The sequence below is a fragment of the Micromonospora alfalfae genome (assembly GCF_022230925.1).
In the GTDB taxonomy this organism is placed as follows: Bacteria; Actinomycetota; Actinomycetes; order Mycobacteriales; family Micromonosporaceae; genus Micromonospora; species Micromonospora alfalfae.
Genome location: NZ_JAKKFH010000005.1, coordinates 135,490 through 154,320, shown reverse-complemented (window position 1 = coordinate 154,320; position 18,831 = coordinate 135,490). Strand labels below are relative to the sequence as shown.

General features: G+C 70.3%; 16 protein-coding genes. 9 read left to right on the top strand and 7 right to left on the bottom strand.

Features of this window, described 5'->3' with window-relative positions; genetic code table 11:
* The first annotated feature begins 201 nt into the window (after positions 1–201).
* The 5 genes from MED01_RS04515 (at position 202) to MED01_RS04495 (ending at position 6,097) form a co-directional block, all read left to right on the top strand.
* A complete protein-coding gene (locus tag MED01_RS04515; protein WP_238667283.1) occupies positions 202–1,863 on the top strand; it encodes an ABC transporter substrate-binding protein in 1,662 nt (553 codons plus the stop codon).
* A gap of 85 nt (positions 1,864–1,948) precedes the next feature.
* The gene (locus tag MED01_RS04510; protein ID WP_124776655.1) at positions 1,949–2,953 is read left to right on the top strand and encodes an ABC transporter permease; all 1,005 of its coding nucleotides are present in this window, start codon (positions 1,949–1,951) and stop codon (positions 2,951–2,953) included.
* Positions 2,950–3,912: an ABC transporter permease gene (locus MED01_RS04505; protein ID WP_196920182.1), complete on the top strand. Its 963-nt coding sequence runs from the start codon at positions 2,950–2,952 to the stop codon at positions 3,910–3,912. Before MED01_RS04510 ends, MED01_RS04505 begins: the two co-directional genes overlap by 4 nt.
* A 62-nt stretch (positions 3,913–3,974) precedes the next feature.
* Positions 3,975–4,988, top strand: coding sequence for an ABC transporter ATP-binding protein (locus tag MED01_RS04500; protein WP_238667282.1), 1,014 nt, complete (start codon positions 3,975–3,977; stop codon positions 4,986–4,988).
* A complete protein-coding gene (locus MED01_RS04495; protein WP_238667281.1) occupies positions 4,985–6,097 on the top strand; it encodes an ABC transporter ATP-binding protein in 1,113 nt (370 codons plus the stop codon). The genes MED01_RS04500 and MED01_RS04495 overlap by 4 nt, the downstream gene beginning before the upstream one ends.
* 24 nt (positions 6,098–6,121) lie before the next feature.
* On the opposite strand, the gene MED01_RS04490 is transcribed toward MED01_RS04495, so the two are convergent.
* Together MED01_RS04490 and MED01_RS04485 are read right to left on the bottom strand one after the other, a co-directional pair.
* Positions 6,122–6,511, bottom strand: a complete 390-nt coding sequence (locus MED01_RS04490; RefSeq protein WP_238667319.1) for a hypothetical protein — start codon at positions 6,509–6,511, stop codon at positions 6,122–6,124.
* Positions 6,505–7,149, bottom strand: coding sequence for an HNH endonuclease family protein (locus MED01_RS04485; RefSeq protein ID WP_238667280.1), 645 nt, complete (start codon positions 7,147–7,149; stop codon positions 6,505–6,507). Before MED01_RS04485 ends, MED01_RS04490 begins: the two co-directional genes overlap by 7 nt.
* Before the next feature lie 107 nt (positions 7,150–7,256).
* Between MED01_RS04485 and MED01_RS04480 the strand changes: the two genes are divergently transcribed.
* Positions 7,257–8,750 (top strand): MFS transporter, encoded by a 1,494-nt coding sequence (locus tag MED01_RS04480; RefSeq protein ID WP_238667279.1) that lies wholly within the window; start codon positions 7,257–7,259, stop codon positions 8,748–8,750.
* 29 nt (positions 8,751–8,779) lie between these two features.
* On the opposite strand, the gene leuA is transcribed toward MED01_RS04480, so the two are convergent.
* Together leuA and MED01_RS04470 are read right to left on the bottom strand one after the other, a co-directional pair.
* Positions 8,780–10,531, bottom strand: a complete 1,752-nt coding sequence (gene leuA, locus MED01_RS04475; RefSeq protein ID WP_238667278.1) for a 2-isopropylmalate synthase — start codon at positions 10,529–10,531, stop codon at positions 8,780–8,782.
* 237 nt (positions 10,532–10,768) lie between these two features.
* Positions 10,769–12,040, bottom strand: a complete 1,272-nt coding sequence (locus MED01_RS04470) for an MFS transporter (RefSeq protein WP_238667277.1) — start codon at positions 12,038–12,040, stop codon at positions 10,769–10,771.
* Between the two features lie 77 nt (positions 12,041–12,117).
* Here MED01_RS04470 and MED01_RS04465 point away from each other — a divergent pair, with 77 nt between their 5' ends.
* Positions 12,118–13,104, top strand: coding sequence for an ArsR/SmtB family transcription factor (locus tag MED01_RS04465; protein ID WP_238667276.1), 987 nt, complete (start codon positions 12,118–12,120; stop codon positions 13,102–13,104).
* A gap of 13 nt (positions 13,105–13,117) precedes the next feature.
* Here the strand turns inward: MED01_RS04465 and MED01_RS04460 are convergent, their stop codons facing one another.
* Together MED01_RS04460 and MED01_RS04455 are read right to left on the bottom strand one after the other, a co-directional pair.
* On the bottom strand, positions 13,118–13,648 hold the full coding sequence (locus MED01_RS04460) for a nitroreductase family protein (RefSeq protein WP_238667275.1): 531 nt from the start codon (positions 13,646–13,648) through the stop codon (positions 13,118–13,120).
* Positions 13,649–13,732: 84 nt separating this feature from the next.
* The gene (locus MED01_RS04455) at positions 13,733–14,521 is read right to left on the bottom strand and encodes a hypothetical protein (protein ID WP_238667274.1); all 789 of its coding nucleotides are present in this window, start codon (positions 14,519–14,521) and stop codon (positions 13,733–13,735) included.
* Between the two features lie 259 nt (positions 14,522–14,780).
* Between MED01_RS04455 and MED01_RS04450 the strand changes: the two genes are divergently transcribed.
* Both MED01_RS04450 and MED01_RS04445 read left to right on the top strand, forming a co-directional pair.
* A complete protein-coding gene (locus MED01_RS04450) occupies positions 14,781–16,046 on the top strand; it encodes an aspartate kinase (RefSeq protein WP_238667273.1) in 1,266 nt (421 codons plus the stop codon).
* Positions 16,047–16,051: 5 nt separating this feature from the next.
* Positions 16,052–17,113, top strand: coding sequence for an aspartate-semialdehyde dehydrogenase (locus tag MED01_RS04445; protein ID WP_238667272.1), 1,062 nt, complete (start codon positions 16,052–16,054; stop codon positions 17,111–17,113).
* Between the two features lie 185 nt (positions 17,114–17,298).
* Here MED01_RS04445 and MED01_RS04440 read toward each other — a convergent pair whose 3' ends face one another.
* Positions 17,299–18,708 (bottom strand): sensor domain-containing diguanylate cyclase, encoded by a 1,410-nt coding sequence (locus MED01_RS04440; protein ID WP_238667271.1) that lies wholly within the window; start codon positions 18,706–18,708, stop codon positions 17,299–17,301.
* Between the last annotated feature and the right edge of the window lie 123 nt (positions 18,709–18,831).

Below are 18,831 nucleotides of genomic sequence, written 5' to 3'. Positions count from 1 at the left end.
GTTTGGCATCGCGGGCACTGATTGATCGGTTTTTGCCGCTGTTTACCTACGAATCGAATGTCAAACGGCGGTTGAGGCACGATCCGATACCAACCGTCCACTCAGCGGTTTCCGGGTGGACGCATCGGGAGCTATGGTCACCGCCATCGGTGACCCCTGTCACCACGTTGTCCGTACCCCCAAGGACGAGGTGAAGCACACATGCGTGCACCCAGGCCGAAGGTCGCGATCGCGGCCATCGCGGTCGCGGCCCTCGCGGTAGCAGGCTGCGCCGAGAGCAACCGCGACGACAAATCAGGCGGTAGCAAGAAGGACACCCTCGTCTTCGGCGTCGCCGGAGACCCGAAGGTGCTCGACCCGAGCTTCGCCAGCGACGGTGAGTCGCTGCGCGTGGCGCGTCAGGTCTTCGAGACCCTGGTCCGTCCGGAGGAGGGTGGCACGAAGGTCACCCCCGGCCTGGCCGAGTCCTGGACCCCGGACGCCGCCGGCACCACCTGGACCTTCAAGCTCCGCTCGGGCGTGAAGTTCCACGACGGCACCGACTTCAACGCCGAGGCCGTCTGCGTCAACTTCAACCGCTGGTACAACGCCAAGGGCCTCATGCAGAGCCCGGACGTGACCGCGTACTGGCAGGACGTCATGGGCGGCTTCGCCAAGAACGAGAACGCGGATCTCCCGCCGAGCCTCTTCAAGTCCTGCACCGCCAAGGACGCCACCACTGTGGACCTGTCCTTCACCCGGGTCTCCAGCAAGGTCCCGGCCGCGCTGATGCTGCCCTCGTTCGGCATCCACAGCCCGAAGGCGCTGCAGGAGTTCGACGCGAGCAACGTCGCGGGCACCGCCGAGGACATCAAGTACCCGGCGTACGCGACGGAGCACCCGACCGGCACCGGCCCGTTCAAGTTCAAGACCTGGGACGTCGCGAACAAGACGCTGACCCTGGAGCGCAACCAGGACTACTGGGGCACCAAGGCCAAGCTGAAGACCGTCATCTTCAAGACGATCTCGGACGAGAACGCCCGCAAGCAGGCGCTGCGCTCCGGCGACATCCAGGGCTACGACCTGGTTGGCCCGGCCGACGTCGAGCCGCTGAAGAGCGAGGGCTTCAACATGCTCACGCGCCCGGCGTTCAACGTGCTCTACCTGGCGATCAACCAGAAGGGCAACCCGAAGCTCGCCGACGTCCGCGTCCGGCAGGCCATCGCGTACGCCCTGAACCGTCAGCAGCTGGTCACCTCCAAGCTGCCGCCGGGTGCCAAGGTCGCCGACAACTTCATGCCGGACACCGTCGAGGGCTGGAACGGTGACGTCACGAAGTACACCTACGACCCGGCCAAGGCGAAGGCGCTGCTGGCCGAGGCCGGCGCGTCGAACCTGACGCTGAGGTTCCACTACCCGACCGAGGTCACCCGGCCGTACATGCCGAACCCGAAGGACATCTTCGAGTTGCTCTCGGCGGACCTGAAGGCCGTTGGCATCACCGTCGAGGCGATCCCGCTGAAGTGGAGCCCGGACTACCTGAACGCCACCACCTCGGGTAGCAAGCACGACATCCACTTCCTGGGCTGGACCGGTGACTACGGTGACGCCTACAACTTCATCGGCACCTTCTTCGACCGGCCGAAGGACGAGTGGGGCTTCAACAACAAGGCCCTGTTCGACCAGTTCAAGGACGCGGACGGCACCGCCGACATCGCGGCCCGGACCGAGAAGTACAAGGCCCTGAACAAGTCCGTGATGGACTTCCTGCCCGGTGTGCCGATCTCGCACTCGCCGCCGGCGATCGTGTTCGGCAAGGACGTGACCGGCGTCAAGGCGAGCCCGCTCACCGACGAGCGGTACGCGACCGCCGAGTTCAAGTAAGTCCTGATCTGACGCAGCAAGGAACGCGGGCGGGCGCTGTCGCACAGCGCCCGCCCGCAACCCTCCGCACCCCTTCGAGGCCGCCGTGTTCCGGTTCATCGTCAGGCGCCTGCTTCAGCTGATACCCACGCTGTTCGGGCTCTCCCTCCTGCTCTTCATCTGGCTCCGCCGTCTCCCCGGCGGCCCCGAGACCGCCATCCTCGGCGAGCGCGGCACCCCCGAGATGCGGGCCGCCATCCGCCGCAACATGGGGCTCGACGAGCCCATCCTGGTGCAGTACGGCCGCTTCGTACGGCGGATGATCAAGCTCGACCTGGGCACCTCGACCTCCACCAAGCGGGCGGTCACCACTGAGTTCATCGAGCGCTTCCCCGGGACCGTCGAGCTGACCATCACCGCGATGATCATCGCGATCGGCGTCGGTATCCCGCTGGGTTACCTGGCCGCCCGTCGTCGCGGCCGTTTCCTTGACCACGCGTCGGTGGGCGGCTCGCTGATCGGCATCTGCATCCCGGTCTTCTTCCTGGGCTACGTGCTCAAAGCGATCTTCTCGGAGAACCTGCACTGGTTCCCGTCCAGCGGCCGGCAGGACCCGACTCTCGGGGCGACCCGGGTCACCAACTTCTTCGTCCTGGACGGGTTGATGACCCGTGAGTGGGACGCCGCCGCCGACGCCCTCTGGCATCTGGTGTTGCCCAGCATCGCGTTGGCCAGCATCCCGCTGGCGATCATCGTCCGGATCACCCGGGCGAGCGTGCTGGAGGTGCTGAACGAGGACTTCGTACGGACCGCCGAGGCGAAGGGCCTGACCGAGCAGACGGTTCGTCGCCGGCACGTCCTGCGCAATGCCATGCTGCCGGTCGCCACCTCGATCGGTCTGCTCGCGGGCGGCCTGCTCTCCGGCGCGGTGCTGACCGAGACCGTCTTCGCCTTCAGCGGCATCGGAGCGTTCGTCGCCGAGGCCATCGGCCAACGCGACTATCCGGTGCTGATGGGCTTCATCCTGATCATCGCGGTGGTGTACGTGCTGGTGAACCTCCTGGTCGATCTCTCCTACAGCTTCATCGACCCGAGGGTGAGGGTGCGATGACACTCAGCCCAGGCAAGAAGCGTGAAAAGATCGACCGGCTCTCCGAACTGGCCGCCCGCGACGACGAGCGGGGAGTCAGCCTCTGGCAGGAGGCGTTCCGCCGGCTGCGCGGCAACCCCGCCGCGATCGTCGGCGCGATCATCCTGGCGCTCTTCGTGCTGGTAGCGGTGGTCGGCCCGTTCCTCGTGCCGTACGCGGCGACGGACACGATCGGCATCCGGGAGGGGCTGATCAAGCCGGGTGTCATTCCCGGCCCGACCGGTGATCACTGGTTCGGTTACGACCACCAGGGCCGCGACGAGTTCAGCCGGATGATCGTTGGTGCCCGCCAGACCCTGCTGGTCGGCGTGGTCTCCACCCTGATCGGTCTGGCGATCGGCGCGCTGATCGGTGGCGTCTCCGGCGCGGCGGCCGGTCTCGGTGGCCGGTGGGGGCGGTGGATCGACACCACCCTGATGCGGTTCATCGACATGCTGCTGGCGATGCCGAGCCTGCTGCTGGCGGTGAGCATCGCCGCCCTGCTCGGGGCCAGCCTGACCACTGTGATGATCGCGGTCGGCGTGGTCTCGGTGCCGGTCTTCGCCCGGCTGCTGCGCGGCTCGATGATCTCCCAGGCCAACAGCGACTACGTGCTGGCGGCGACGTCGCTCGGCGTGAAGAAGTCGAAGATCGCGTTGACCCACGTGGTGCCGAACTCGCTCGCCCCGGTGATCGTGCAGGCCACGCTGACACTGGCCACCGCGATCATCGAGGCCGCGGCGCTCTCCTTCCTCGGCCTCGGCAACCCGGACACCGCCGTACCGGAGTGGGGGGTCATGCTCGCCGACGCGCAGCAGTACCTCGGCATCCGGCCGTCGCTGGCGATCTACCCGGCCGTCGCGATCATCATCACCGCGCTCGGCTTCACCCTGCTGGGTGAGGCGATGCGCGAGGCCCTCGACCCGAAGCTGCGGAAGTAGTGCCGTGAGCGCGAGGAGTGAGCTTGCGAGCCCCGCAGTCGCGAACGAAAGGCCGGTACGGCATGGCACTGCTCGAAGTTGAAGATCTCTCCGTCACGTTCGCCCGCCGCGGTCAGCGGGCCGTGCACGCTGTCGACGGGGTGTCCTTCTCGGTCGACGCCGGTGAGGTGGTCGGCCTGGTCGGCGAGTCCGGCTGCGGCAAGAGCGTCACCTCGCTCGCGATCATGGGCCTGCTGCCCAAGCAGCCCGGCCTTTCGGTTGGCGGCAAGGCCGTCTTCGACGGCACCGACCTGCTCCAGCTCGACGACCGGTCGCGGCGGGACATCCGGGGTCGGGACATCGCGATGATCTTCCAGGACCCGCTCTCCTCGCTGAACCCGGTGATCCCGATCGGGTTGCAGGTGACCGAGGTGCTCACCCGACACCGGGGGATGAAGGGCGAGACCGCGGCGAAGGAAGCTGCGGCGCTGCTGGACCGGGTCGGCATCCCCGACCCGAAGCGGCGGCTCAAGGAGTACCCGCACCAACTCTCCGGTGGGATGCGCCAGCGTGCGCTCATCGCGATGGCGGTGGCCTGCCAGCCTCGGCTGCTGATCGCCGACGAGCCGACCACCGCGTTGGACGTCACCATCCAGGCGCAGATCCTGGAACTGCTCAAGGATCTGGTCCGGGACTCCGGCACCGCACTGCTGATGATCACGCACGACCTGGGCGTGGTGGCCGGCATGTGCGACACCGTCAACGTGCTCTACGGCGGCCGGGTGGTGGAGACGGCCCGCCGCCGTCCGCTGTTCCGCCAGCCGCGTCACCCGTACACGGTGGGTCTGCTCGGTTCGGTGCCGCGCCTGGACGCCGGGCGGGGCGAGAAGCTCAACCCGATTCCCGGTTCGGTCCGCGACCTGCTGCCCTGGCCGGACGGTTGCGCCTTCGCCCCGCGCTGTGCCCGACGGACCGACGAGTGCGTGGGTGAGCCGCCGGAGCTGGTGCACGCGCACGACGGACGGAGCTACCGGTGCGTCAACCCGGAGCCGCTGCCGGGCATGGTGCCCGCCCCGCGCGAGGAGGAATCAGCGTGAGCGAGCGAACCGAGAACGACATCCTCGTCGAGGTGCGCGACCTGAAGGTGCACTTCCCGATCAAACGGGGGGTGCTCTTCGACCGGGTGGTCGGCCAGGTGAAGGCCGTCGACGGGGTCGACCTGAGCATCGCGCGCGGCAAGACGTACGGCCTGGTGGGTGAGTCCGGCTGCGGCAAGTCCACGTTGGGTCGGGCGCTGCTCCAGCTCACCCCGCCGACCGCCGGTGAGGTCAGCTTCGACGGCGTCGAGCTGACCACGCTGCCCTCGGGCAAGCTGCGCAGCATGCGTCGCCGGATGCAGATGATCTTCCAGGATCCCATGTCCAGCCTGGACCCCCGGCAGAACGTCGAGTCGATCCTGACCGAGGGCCTGCAGACGCACGGCATCGGCGCCGACCGCACCGACCGTCGGCGGATCATCGGCGAGACCCTGGACGCGGTGGGGCTGCCGCGCTGGGCGCTGTCCCGCTACCCGCACGAGTTCTCCGGCGGGCAGCGGCAGCGCATCGGTATCGCCCGCGCGCTGGTGCTCGGGCCGGAGCTGATCGTCGCCGACGAGCCGGTCTCGGCGCTCGACGTGTCGATCCAGGCCCAGGTGGTCAACCTGCTGGACGAACTCCAGGACAGCCTGGGGCTGACCTACCTGGTGATCGCGCACGACCTCGCTGTGGTCCGGCACATCTCCGACACTGTCGGCGTGATGTACCTGGGCGCGCTTGTCGAGGAGGCGCCCAGCGACAGGCTCTACACCGAGCCGCTGCACCCGTACACCCGGGCGTTGATGTCGGCGGTACCGGTGCCGGACCCGGACGTGGAGGACCGCCGGGAGCGGATCCTGCTCGCCGGTGACCTGCCGTCGCCGGCGAACCCGCCGTCCGGCTGCCGCTTCCACACCCGCTGCCCGTGGGCGCAGCCCACCCGCTGCGCCGACGAGCGACCGGTGCTGCGGAACATCGGTGCCAGCCGGGTGGCCTGCCACTTCGCCGAGCAGATCGCCAGCGGCGAACTGCGCCCGCACGGGGTCAGCGCGCAGATCGTCCGGCCCGAGGGCGAGGGGGACACGCCAGGCGTGGTCTCCGCACCCACCGAGCCCGGTTCGTACGTCTGAGACTGGACGCGGTGCCGGCGGCCGTCAGCCCTCGGGGCGGTTCAGCAGCCCCACCGCGACGCCGTGCACCGCGTCCAGCCCAGCCGGGTCGGCCAGTGTGACCGAGGTGCCGGTCACCGTGTACCACTCGTCAGCGTCCTTGTACTGCACCCGCAGTGTGACTTTGCCGTCCGCGTATTCGGTGCGCAGCGTCAGATCACCGGTGACGACGCCGACCTCGTCGGTCATCACGCCGCCGGGGCCGGGCACGATGTCGGTGCTGCGGTTCTGCGGGCCGGCCGCGCCGCCGGAATCCGCGACCATGCCGGCACCGGGCACGGCGGCGGGGGTCTCGGCGGTGCCGTCGGCGGTCATCCCGGCGGCGGACGGGCCGCTCTCCTCGGCGGCGGTCACGAACAGCTCCCCACTCAACAGCCCTCCAACATGTCGGTCAGGGCGGCCTTCTCGGCGGTGGTCACGGTCAGCCGCCAGTAGTGCTTGACAGTCACCCAGTCCTGAGCGTATTTGCACCAGTAGGACCGGTTTGCCGGCTTCCACTGCGACGGGTCCTGGTCACCCTTTGCCCGGTTCGACGAGGCGGAAACAGCGAAAAGCTGCGGACGGGTGGTGTCGTTGGCGAAATCACCGCGCTTCGCGTTGTCCCACTCGTCGGCACCCGAGCGCCACGCGTTGGCCAACGGCACCATGTGGTCGATGTCCACGTCGGAGGGATCCGAGAAGCTGCGACCGTCGTACACGCTCTCCCAGCGCCCACCGACCACGTTGCAGCCGGAGAGCTTCACGTCCTTGCCGTCGCGCTGGAGGATGCTGTCCCGGACATCGCAGTTCTTGCCGGTGTCCCGCCAGTGCGGGAAACGCTCCCGGCTGTAGCCCTTCATCGAGCCGGCGGTAGCGACGGTGAGCTGACTCAACTGCTCAGCGGCGTTGCCGCCGCCGCCGTCGCTCGACGGCGGTGTGGTCGGTTCATCCTGCGGGACGCAACCGGCCACGCCGAGCGCCAGCGCCGCGGCAAGCGCGGCCACCGCCGCTCGCGGTCCTGATCTGGTACGCACAGACGACACCTCTCCAGCTTGGGGGCTTCCGGCGATTGCGCACAGTACCCGGGCACGGTTTCGGCGTTTCGTGGCGTCTCCCACATGATGCAAGGCAGATTGGTGGGATGAGCGCACCCGTACCGGCGACTGCCCTCCGGATGGGCACCACCGCCGGCCGGGGCACGCTGCTCGCCGCCGTACTCGCCTCTGGCATGGTCTTCCTCGACAGCACAGTCGTCAACGTGGCGCTGCCGAAACTCGGGCAGGACCTCGGCGCGAACGTGGCCGATCTCCAGTGGACCATCAACGGCTATCTGCTGATGCTGGCGGCGTTCGTGCTGCTCGGCGGCGCGCTGGGCGACCGCTTCGGCCGGCGACGCATCTTCCTCATCGGCGTGGTCTGGTTCACCGCCGCCTCAGTGCTCTGCGGGCTGGCCCAGGACACCGGCATGCTGATCGCGGCCCGGTTCCTCCAGGGCGCCGGCGGCGCGCTGCTCACGCCCGGGTCGCTGTCGGTGCTCCAGGCGAGCTTCCATCCCGACGACCGGGGCCGCGCGATCGGTGCCTGGGCCGGGCTGTCCGGGGTGTCCACCGCGCTCGGGCCGTTCATCGGAGGCTGGCTGATCGACGCGCTCTCCTGGCGCTGGATCTTCTTCCTCAACCTGCCGATCGCCGTGCTGGTGCTGCTCGCCGCACTGCGCTGGGTGCCGGAGAGTCGGGACGAGAGCGCCTCCCGCACCGAGGGACCGGATCGGACCCGACGGCGGTTCGACGTCGCCGGAGCCCTGCTCGGAGCGCTCGCGCTCGCCGGCGTCACCTACGCCCTGATCGACGCGCCGGCCCGCGGGTTCGACTCCGCCGAGGTGCTCATCGCGGCAGCGGTCGGGGTGCTCTCCGCAGTGGCCTTCGTCCTGCTGGAACGGCGGCGTGGCGACGCCGCGATGCTGCCCACCGGGCTGTTCAGCAGCCGACTCTTCTCGGTGCTGAACATCTTCACAGTCGTCGTGTACGCAGCGCTCGGCGGTTTCACCTTCTTCTTCGCCGTCTACCTGCAGAACGTGGTCGGCTGGTCGGCCTTCCGCACCGGCATCGCGCTGCTGCCGATGACACTGCTGCTGTTGGTCGGCTCCGCGCGCGCCGGTGCGCTGTCCGCCCGGATCGGCCCACGGCTGCCGCTGGCCATCGGACCCGTGGTCGCCGCGGTCGGCCTGCTGCTGCTGCGCGGCGTCGGACCGGGCGCATCGTACTGGCGGGACGTGCTGCCCGGGGTGCTGCTCTTCGGCATCGGGTTGACCCTGGTGGTGGCACCGCTGACCGCGTCGGTGCTGGCCGCCGTGCAGGACCGGTTCTCCGGGGTGGCCAGCGGGTTCAACAACGCCGCGTCCCGCGCCGGCGGCCTGCTCGCGGTGGCGGCGCTGCCGCTGCTGGTCGGGCTCTCCGGCGGCGGATACGAGCAGAAGGCCGAGCTGACCGACGCGTTCCGGGGCGCGATGCAGTGGTGTGCCGGGCTGCTCGTGGCCGGAGCGCTGCTGGCCCTCGTGCTGGTTCACCGACCGCCCCGGAAAGCCCCGCCGTCCCAGCCCTGCCATTCACTGCCCGCCGCGACACCCCCGAAGTAGGAAGCCACTTCGGGGGTGTCGCGCCCGGGTCAGCGGCGGGCGCGGTTGACGGCGCTGGTGACCGCCTTGATCGACGCGGTGACGATGTTGGCGTCGGTGCCGACACCCCAGACCGTCCTGCCGTCCACCTCACACTCCACGTACGCGGCGGCCTGCGCGTCACCACCGGAGGAGAGCGCGTGCTCGTGGTAGTCGAGCACCCGTACGCCCACCCCGACCGACTGGAGCGCGTTCACGTACGCGTCGATCGGGCCGTTGCCGACCGCGGCGAGGGACCGCTGCTCGCCGCCCACACCGACCTGAGCCTCGATCTCGACCTTCCCGTCCACTGTGCTGATCGTGTAGCCGCTCAGCCGGACCGCCGGGTCGGGCTGGTGGTCGAGCAGGTAGTGCGTCGCGAAGATCTCCCACATGGCGGCCGGGTCGACCTCGCCGCCATCGTGATCGGTGACCTGCTGCACCACCCCGGAGAACTCGATCTGGAGCCGGCGCGGCAGGTCCAGTTGGTGCTCGCTCTTCATGATGTACGCCACGCCGCCCTTGCCGGACTGCGAGTTGACCCGGATGACCGCCTCGTAGGTGCGGCCCAGGTCCTTCGGGTCGATCGGCAGGTACGGCACCGCCCAGGTGTGCTCCTCCACTGGTACACCGGCCGCCTTCGCGTCGGCGGCGAGGGCGTCGAAGCCCTTCTTGATCGCGTCCTGGTGGGAACCGGAGAAGGCGGTGTAGACCAGGTCGCCCGCGTACGGGTGGCGCTCGTGCACCGGCAGTTGGTTGCAGTACTCGACGGCTCGCCGGATCTCGTCGATGTTCGAGAAGTCGATCATCGGGTCGATGCCCTGGGAGAAGATGTTGAGCCCCAGGGTCACCAGGTCGACGTTGCCGGTGCGCTCACCGTTGCCGAACAGGCAGCCCTCGATGCGGTCCGCGCCAGCGAGCAGACCCAGCTCGGCGGCGGCGACGCCGGTGCCTCTGTCGTTGTGCGGGTGCAGGCTCAGCACCACGCTGTCGCGGCGCGGCAGGTGCCGGTGCATCCACTCGATCGAGTCGGCGTACACGTTGGGGGTGGCCATCTCGACGGTGGCCGGCAGGTTGATGATCAGCGGCCGATCCGGGGTCGGGTCGATCACGTCGATCACCCGGGAGCAGACCTCCAGCGCGTACTCCAGCTCGGTGCCCGTGTACGACTCCGGCGAGTACTCGTAGAAGATCTCCGTGTCCGGGGTGTGGATCTCGGCGTACTTCTGGCAGAGCCGCGCCCCGGTGGTGGCGATGTCGGCGATGCCGTCCCGGTCCAGGCCGAAGACCACCCGCCGTTGCAGGGTGGAGGTCGAGTTGTAGAAGTGCACGATGGCCCGCTTCGCGCCGCGCAGCGACTCGAACGTCCTGTCGATCAGGTGCTCCCGGCACTGCGTGAGCACCTGGATGGTGACGTCGTCCGGGATCATGTCGTCTTCGATGAGCTGCCGGACGAAGTCGAAGTCGGTCTGGCTGGCCGAGGGGAAGCCGACCTCGATCTCCTTGTAGCCCATCTGGACCAGCAGCTGGAACATCCGGCGCTTGCGCTCGGGCGACATCGGGTCGATCAGGGCCTGGTTGCCGTCGCGGAGATCCACCGCGCACCAGCGAGGGGCGGCCTCGACGGTGCGGGTGGGCCAGGTGCGGTCCGGCAGTTCGACCCGGAACTGCTCCCGGTACGGCTGGTAGCGGTGGTACGGCATCCGGCTCGGGCGTTGCCGGGCGATCGGATCGGTTTCGGCGTCGGTGACAGGTTGAGCCATCTCAGAGTGCTCCCTGGAACATGTGGCGTCAGCAGATCGGAAGGTGTCGGCGAGATGCCGGGCGACGGTGCGCGGCGGTGCCGAGAAGAAGTTCGGATGTGCTGGACGGCGCGATGCGACTCCGCGACGAGGTGCCGGCCGGTCAGGCCTCGTCGCGGCGGCTAAGGAGGAGCAGCGCCTGCCACATGACCAGGTCACCCTACGTGATGGAACGGGGGGTGGAAAGACAGGTCCGGACTATGGGACCGGGGTCATGGCCGGCGCTGCGGCCTCGGCACCCAACCGCGGCGTGCGTCCGACCCAGGCCACCGCGGGCACGATCGCCAGCGCGACCAGCACGAAGATCGCTGCCGTCGGTAACCAACCCCACCCGCCGGTGGTCACCCCGAGCGCTGTCAGTCCGGCCGGCGCGATCAGGTACTGCACCTGCACGCCGAGTTCGAGCCCACCCACGTACGCGCCGCGCTGGTCGGCCGGCGGCAGTGTGGCGGTGAGCCCCCAGGTGCCAGCCGACTCGATCAACTCGGCCAGGATCAGCAGCAACGCGGCGGCCACCAGCACCACGACGGTGAGCGCGCCCCGAGTGACGCCGGAAATTGGCAGGGCCAGGCAGAACAGGGCGATCAGCAGTCCACCCCGACGGGAGGCCCGGGCCGCGCCCGCCGCGGTGTCAGCGCCCCGGCTGACACGCACCTGGAGCAGCACGATCAGGACCGTGTTGAGCAGCACCAGAGCCGCAATCACAGTCTTCGGGGCGTCGGTGTGCGTCAGGATCCACAGCGGCATGACCGTCAGGTAGAGCGTCTGGTGCGCGGTGAGCAGCCCGGACAGCACTGACACCGCCATGAACGGCCGATCCCGGAGCACGGCGAGCCGACTCGTCGGCTCCGCGGGTCGGGCCACCTGCGGCAGCCGGGGCAGTCGCCGCACGAAGAGGGCCGTCACGAGGAAGACGGTCGAGATGAACCACACCATCCCCCGGTACGCCGTGATGGTGTCCACCGTCAGCACCAGGCCGCTGATCACCGCGCCGAGCCCGAAGCCGACGTTCAGCGACGAGCGCTGGTACGCCATCGCCGTGACCCGTTCGGCCGGCGGGAGCGCGTTGATCGAGTAGACCTGCCGGGCCACGCCGACAGCGGCGTCCACGGCGGCCAGCGCCACCACCACGGCGAGGAACCCCGCGAAGCCGCCCACGAACGGGTAGGTCGCGAACAGCGCCGCGTTGAGCACCAGCCCCACCACCCAGACCCGCTGCGGCCCGTACCGGTCGGTGAGCCCACCCAGCGGCACCGTGCCCAGCAGCGACACCCCCGCCGCGATGGACAGCCCCAACCCGACCTGTGCGGCGCTGAGCCCGAGCGCCCGGGTGAAGAAGACGGCGCTGCCGGCGTGGAACAGGCCGCTGCCTACGGCGTAGACCATTGCCTGCACGGCCAGGGCGCGGGTCAGCCCGGCCGGCGGTACGACGTCTCGAACGACGGTGCGGATTGTTTCTCTGGTCCCCATGTCCGGGGAGTGAAGCGGGCCCCCATCGTTGCGGTCGAGTCTTTTAGGCTGGGCCGAATCCTGCTCCAGGGGGGCGTGTGTCCGAGTTGCGGTTCAGCCTGGCCGACGTGGCGGGAGTACGGCTCGCCGTGTCACCGGTCAACGAGACGGTCATGAGCATGTGGGCGCTGGCCAACCCGGTCCGCTACGCGGTGCACCTGCAGTGGATCGACAGGGCCCGGGTGACGTTGCGTCGTCCGGAGGTGGCCGAACGGGTCCGACCTCTGGTGGGGTTGGCGGTGCCGGGTCGCTGGCTGCCCGACTTCCTCACCCCGGCGGCCCGACCGAACGTGGAGATGGCCGAGCAGCTCGACCAGATCGCCGCGACGCCGCCGGCCGTGGTGGTCGCGGACCTGCTGTCGACCACCTGGCAAAAACCGCTGAGCCCGTTCGGGCGGGCGCTGCTCGCCGACCCCGGCGGGCTGCTGCCGCAGGTCGTCGACGCGGTGCGGGTCTGGTACGACGAGGCGATCGCCCCGGACTGGCAGCGGATGCGGGCGTTGCTCGACGCCGACGTGGCGTACCGGGCCGCTCAACTCGCCGAGAGTGGCGCCGGTCGGTTCTTCGAGCAGCTCCACCCGAGCCTGCGCTGGCACGGCGACCGGGTGATCAGCGACGACACGTTCGGGCGGGACTTCGACCTCCGCGGTCGTGGGCTGGCGCTGAACCCGACAGTGTTCACCGAGCAGCACGTGCTGTGGAACCTGCTGGAGGATTCGCTGCCGGCCGGGGCGTACCCGGTTCGTGCCGTCGGGACGCTCTGGGAGACGAGCGCGTCGCCGCCCGGCGACCCCCTGGCACGGGTGATCGGGCCGGGCCGGACCGCGCTGCTGCACCTGCTTGAGACGGCGCTGACCACCACCGACCTCGCCCGACTCACCGGCATGTCCGCCGGAAACGTCTCCCAGCACCTGGCCGCGCTGCACGGCGCCGGCCTGGTGTCCCGGTCCCGCGAGGGTCGGCACGTGCGCTATCGCAACACCGATGCCGCAGCGGTCCTGCTCCGGGCCAGCCGGGGCGGGTGACCCCGGCTCTCGATCAGCGCAGCAGCAGCTCGGCGACCGGGCGGCGGTGCCGCAGGCTGGTTTCGCGGGCGTGCAGGTCGGCCGGGAGGGCGAACGGGTCCCCGAGTCGGCCGACGGCGGCGACCACCAACGGGCGGACGCCGCCGGGCAGGTCGAGTTCGGTGGAGAGGCCGGCCCGGTCGAACCGGGTGAGCTGGTGCACGTGCAGGCCGAGTGCCGTGGCCTGCACTGTCAGGTGGGCGATCGCCTGCCCCAGGTCGTACGCGGCCCGCTCGGCGTCGAGGCCGGTGTGGGCACCGACCACCAGGGTCGCGGCGTGCCGGATCCAGATCTGGTCGTCGACCGGGAGGCTGATCAGGATCCGTTTCCAGGTCTCGTCGTCGCGGTGGCCGAGGGCGAACCGCCAGGGCTGTCCGTTCTCCGCCGACGGGGCCCAGCGCGCGGCCTCAAGCAGCGAGGCGGACTCCTCCGGGGTCAGCTCGGCGCTCGGGTCGAAGGCTCGTGGACTCCAGCGGTAGGCGAGCAGCGGGGTGAGGTCGGCCATACACCGGATCGTCCTGTATGGGTGATTCGCCCCTCAGGACGGGGTGGCTGAATGTGGGCAAGAGCACCCGTAACGGGACGAAGATCAGGGCGTTCCCGCGCCCGGGCTCTCCGACGGGTCCGGGGTGGGCGGCGCCGCGGTGTCGAGCGGCTCCCGGTCGATCACCACCGGGCCGGCCAGCTGCACCGTGGCCGGTGCCGGGCCGGGCGCGGCGGCCAGCCTCAACGTCCCGGCCCCGGTCCGAACGCCCGTCGGCGTGCCGTCCTGGTCGTAGCAGTAGATGCCCACGTCCAGCGGGGCGTTGAGCGACGCCGAGGTGGAATCCACCGAGTAGCAGGCGCCGGTGAGGCCCTCGGGCGCGTTGGCCGGGGCGACAGCCAACGGCGCGCGTCGGTCGGTGAGGACGTCCAGCCAACCGGTGAGCAGGTGCTGGACCCGGGGATCCGACCGGCGTGGGATCGCATCGTCGCGATCACCCAGGCGTACGCAACTCGCCGACTCGGTATGACCGGCCGACGGCAGGGCGCACTGGAACAGCCCGTCCGCCGTGCTGGCCATCGACACGTCGGCGGTGCCACCCAGGGCGCCCCCCGGCACGTCCACCCGCCAGCTCCCGTCGTTCGCACTGGTGAACACGATGGTGCGGTCCGGTTGACCCGCCTGGCTGTAGACGTACTGGGCCACCAGGTGACGGTCCTGAGCCGCCGCGGCCAGCGCGGCCAGCTCATCCCGTGCGGCGTCCACCTCGACCGGCGCCGGATCGGCGGGCGGCGGTGTCGGAGGCTGCTCACTGGTGCAGGCGACCAGGAGGGCTGGCAGGGCGAGGACGAGCGGCCCGATCACGCGGCCGGCCGAGCGGATGAGGACGGGCACCGGCCCATTCTGGTGGGTGCGGACGGTTGGCGGGTGCCGGTGCGTACCGAGCTCGTTCCGGCGTGTCGGGTGGGGCTTCCCGGCGTACCCGTCCGACCTGGTGAGACCGGCCCGGCCGGTCCCGGCCGGGCCGGATGGTGGGATCACCTGACCCGGCTTCGTTATCCGCCGGATACCCTCATGGGGTCTGACACGCGCCGCCGGCCCCGGTTCCGGCGGCGTCGGCACGCTCAGGGTCGCTGGGAGGGAGTGCACCGTCGTGGCGCTCGTGGTGCAGAAGTACGGCGGGTCCTCCGTCGCCAACGCCGAGCGGATCAAGCGGGTGGCCGAGCGCATCGTCGCCGCCCGCAAGGCCGGCGACGATGTGGTGGTGGTGGTCTCCGCTATGGGCGACACCACCGACGAGCTGCTCGACCTGGCCAACCAGGTGAGCCCGCTGCCGCCGGGCCGCGAGCTGGACATGCTGCTCACCGCCGGGGAGCGGATCTCCATGGCCCTGCTGGCCATGGCCATCCACAACCTGGGGTACGAAGCCCGCTCGTTCACCGGTTCGCAGGCCGGCGTGATCACCACCTCGGTGCACGGCCGCGCCCGGATCATCGACGTCACCCCCGGGCGGCTCAAGGGCGCGCTCGACGAGGGCTCGGTGGTCATCGTGGCCGGCTTCCAGGGCGTCTCGCAGGACACCAAGGACGTCACCACGCTCGGCCGTGGCGGTTCGGACACCACCGCCGTGGCGCTCGCCGCCGCCCTGCACGCCGACGTCTGCGAGATCTACACCGACGTGGACGGCATCTTCACCGCCGACCCGCGGATCGTGCCCAACGCCCGGCACATCCAGCAGATCACCTACGAGGAGATGTTGGAGCTGGCCGCCTGCGGCGCGAAGGTGCTGCACCTGCGTAGCGTGGAGTACGCCCGCCGGGCGGGGTTGCCGATCCACGTCCGTTCGTCATACTCGACCAACACCGGCACGATGGTCACCGGATCGATGGAGGACCTTTCCGTGGAGCAGGCACTGATCACCGGGGTCGCGCACGACCGCAGCGAGGCCAAGATCACGATCGTCGGGGTGCCCGACGAGCCGGGTGCCGCCGCGCGGATCTTCGACACCGTCGCCAGCGCCGAGATCAACCTCGACATGATCGTGCAGAACGTCTCCACCGAGGGCACCGGCCGGACGGACATCTCGTTCACCCTGCCCAAGGCCGACGGGCCCACCGCGATGGCGGCGCTCAGCAAGATCCAGGAGCCGGTCAAGTTCAAGGGCCTGCTCTACGACGACCACGTCGGCAAGGTCTCGCTGATCGGCGCGGGCATGCGCTCGCACCCCGGTGTGGCGGCCGGCTTCTTCGCCGCGCTCGGCGCGGCCGGGGTCAACATCGAGATGATCTCCACCTCCGAGATCCGGGTCTCAGTGGTCTGCCGGGACACCGACCTCGACGCCGCCGTCCGCGCCATCCACGACGCGTTCGAGCTGAGCGGCGACACCGAAGCCGTGGTCTACGCGGGGACGGGTAGGTAGCGCCAATGACGGCGCTGCCCACCCTCGCCGTGGTCGGAGCGACAGGTGCCGTCGGCACCGTGATGTGCGAGCTGCTCACCGGGCGACGCAACGTCTGGGGTGAGATCCGGCTGCTCGCCTCCGAGCGCTCCGTCGGGCGCCGGGTCCGCTGCCGGGGCGAGGAACTCGTCGTCCAGGCGCTGACCCCCGAAGCGTTCGACGGGGTCCAGGTGGCAATGTTCGACGTGCCCGACGAGGTCTCCGCCGAGTGGGCGCCGATCGCCGTCGCCCGGGGCGCGATAGCTGTCGACAACTCCGGCGCGTTCCGGATGGACCGCGACGTCCCGCTGGTCGTTCCCGAGATCAACCCCGAGCAGGTCCGCAACCGACCCCGGGGCATCATCGCCAACGCCAACTGCACCACCCTCGCGATGATCGTCGCCGTCGCGCCGCTGCACCGCGAGTACGGCCTACGAGAGCTGGTGCTCGCCTCCTACCAGGCGGTCTCCGGAGCCGGTCAGTCCGGCGTCGACATCCTGCACGACCAGCTCACCAAGGTCGCCGGCGATCGGGCGCTCGGCTCGCGCACCGGCGACGTACGCCAGGCGGTCGGCGACGACCTGGGCCCGTTCCCGGCACCCATGGCGCTCAACGTGGTCCCCTGGGCTGGCTCCCCGGCCGACAGCGGCTGGTCATCGGAAGAAATGAAGATCCGCAACGAGTCGCGGAAGATCCTCGGCCTCCCCGACCTCAAGGTCTCCGCCACCTGCGTCCGGGTGCCGGTGGTCACCGCCCACTCGGTCGCTGTACACGCGAACTTCGCCACCGAGGTCGACGCCGAGGGCGCCCGCGAGGCGCTGCGCAACGCCCCCGGGGTGATCGTGGTCGACGACCCCGCGGCCGGGGAGTTCCCCATGCCGATCGACGCCGTCGGCACCGACCCGTCCTGGGTCGGCCGGATCCGTCGCGCCCTGGACGACCCCCGCGCCCTCGACTTCTTCGTCACCGGCGACAACCTTCGCAAGGGCGCGGCCCTCAACACCGCCCAGATCGCCGAACTCCTCGCCAAAGAACTCCGCACCCCCTAACCCCGCGCACTCCCACAACCCCGCGCCCGTCCGCGCCTCCGTGCCTCCGTGCCTCCGTGCCCCCGTGCCCCCGTGCCCCCGTGCCCCCGTGCCCCCGCGATCTTGCAGTTTCTGTGCCGGCACAAGGGGCGAGAGCGACAAAACGGCAACCGAAAGTGCAAGATCGGCGGGGATGTGGGGGCGGTTTACGCGGCGGAGAGTAGGACGCCGTCTCGGCCTTGGCGTTTGACCGCGTAGAGGGCCTGGTCGGCTCTTTTCAGGGTGCGGTCGGGTGTTTCGCCGGGGCGGGGAAGTGCGACGCCCACGCTGATCGTGCGGCCGATGCGTCGGGCCGCCTCGGTGAGCCGTTCGGCGATCCGGACCGCCTCTTCCGGGCGGCTCACCTCGATCACCGCGACGAACTCGTCGCCGCCGATCCGGTACAACTCGTCGCCGTGCCGAAGCGCCCCCTCCAGCGCCCGGGCCAACCCGACCAGCACCCGGTCGCCGGCCTGGTGACCGTACGTGTCGTTGACGGTCTTGAAGCCGTCCACGTCGATCGCCAGCAGGGCCGTACGCCCGGGGGTGGCCGCAGCGATCCGCTGCCCGAACGGGCCGGTGTGCCGCAACCCGGTCAGCGGGTCGGAACTGGCCTGCTCCCGCAGCCGGGCCAGCGTGCGCAGCCGGTCCACGCTCGTCCAGGACTGCCCGGCGAGCAACTCCATCAGGCTGACAGTTGTCGGGTCCGGGCGCAGGGCGCGCTCGTCGGCGACCAGCAGCACCCCACCGGCGTCCGTCGGCCCGACCGGCACGGCGACCAGCGTCCGTACCCCCGCCCGGGTCAGCGGGCGGTAGTCCTCGGTCGGGGGATGCCCGGCCTCGCCCAGCGTGTACCCGGCGCCGTACCGGTGCGCCCGCTCGACCATCCGGTCCAGGGCGGCCGGACCCGCCGCCGCCAGCTCGGCGCGGATCCGGGTCTCCAGGTCGCTCGGCGTCGCCGGGGACGGGCCGAGCTGACCGCCGATCAGCAGCAGTGCGGTGGAGAGGGTGGAGACCTCCCGGGCGGCACGGGCTGCCGCCCCCATCACCTCTCCCTCGGTCGGTGCGGAGGAGAGCGCTGCCGCATGCCGGAGCAGCTTCTCACTGCGGCTCTCCGCCGGTGGGCCACCCAGGGCGGCGATCCGAGCGCCGAGCCCGTCGGCGAGCCGCTGCGCGGTCTCCCGCCACGGCTCCAGGTCGGTCGGCTCACTCCACTGCAAATCGAGTACGCCGATCGCCCGGCCCGTGGGGTCCAGCACCGGTACGCACAACTCGGCTGTCACATCCGGGCGGACCGGCAGGTAGTCCGGGTCGACGGTGACGTCCGGGACGACGGCGGGAGTGCCGGTCGCGTACACCCGACCCACGATGCCGGTCCCCGTCGGCACGGTGGCGAAGACCTGCCACGCCCCGGTCGCCGCGACGCAGCGCAGGCGATCGTGGACCGCGAGCAGCACGGAGATGGTCGCCGGGGTGTGGCGGGACAGCGCGGTGACCGTCCATCGACACGCCTCCGGCGTGCTCGACGCCATCGGCAGGCGGACGGTGACGTCACGGATGACTCGCTGATGATCCACTCGCACGTCGTTCCAGGTAGGGGAGGGGCCCGGCCGACGCCGAACCGCTCGATCAAGCGTACTCACGGTGGCTGGGACCGCCTGGGCTTCGTACACACGTGCTATCCACAGGCTGTGGACGCA

Bases quoted from the DNA above. Each gene is read 5' to 3' on its own strand.
- MED01_RS04480 (WP_238667279.1), top strand. From the start codon at position 7,257: ATGAGCGCACCCGTACCGGCGACTGCCCTCCGGATGGGCACCACCGCC.
- MED01_RS04460 (WP_238667275.1), bottom strand. From the start codon at position 13,648: ATGGCCGACCTCACCCCGCTGCTCGCCTACCGCTGGAGTCCACGAGCC.
- MED01_RS04515 (WP_238667283.1), top strand. From the start codon at position 202: ATGCGTGCACCCAGGCCGAAGGTCGCGATCGCGGCCATCGCGGTCGCG.
- MED01_RS04470 (WP_238667277.1), bottom strand. From the start codon at position 12,040: ATGGGGACCAGAGAAACAATCCGCACCGTCGTTCGAGACGTCGTACCG.
- leuA (WP_238667278.1), bottom strand. From the start codon at position 10,531: ATGGCTCAACCTGTCACCGACGCCGAAACCGATCCGATCGCCCGGCAA.
- MED01_RS04500 (WP_238667282.1), top strand. From the start codon at position 3,975: ATGGCACTGCTCGAAGTTGAAGATCTCTCCGTCACGTTCGCCCGCCGC.
- MED01_RS04505 (WP_196920182.1), top strand. From the start codon at position 2,950: ATGACACTCAGCCCAGGCAAGAAGCGTGAAAAGATCGACCGGCTCTCC.
- MED01_RS04445 (WP_238667272.1), top strand. From the start codon at position 16,052: ATGACGGCGCTGCCCACCCTCGCCGTGGTCGGAGCGACAGGTGCCGTC.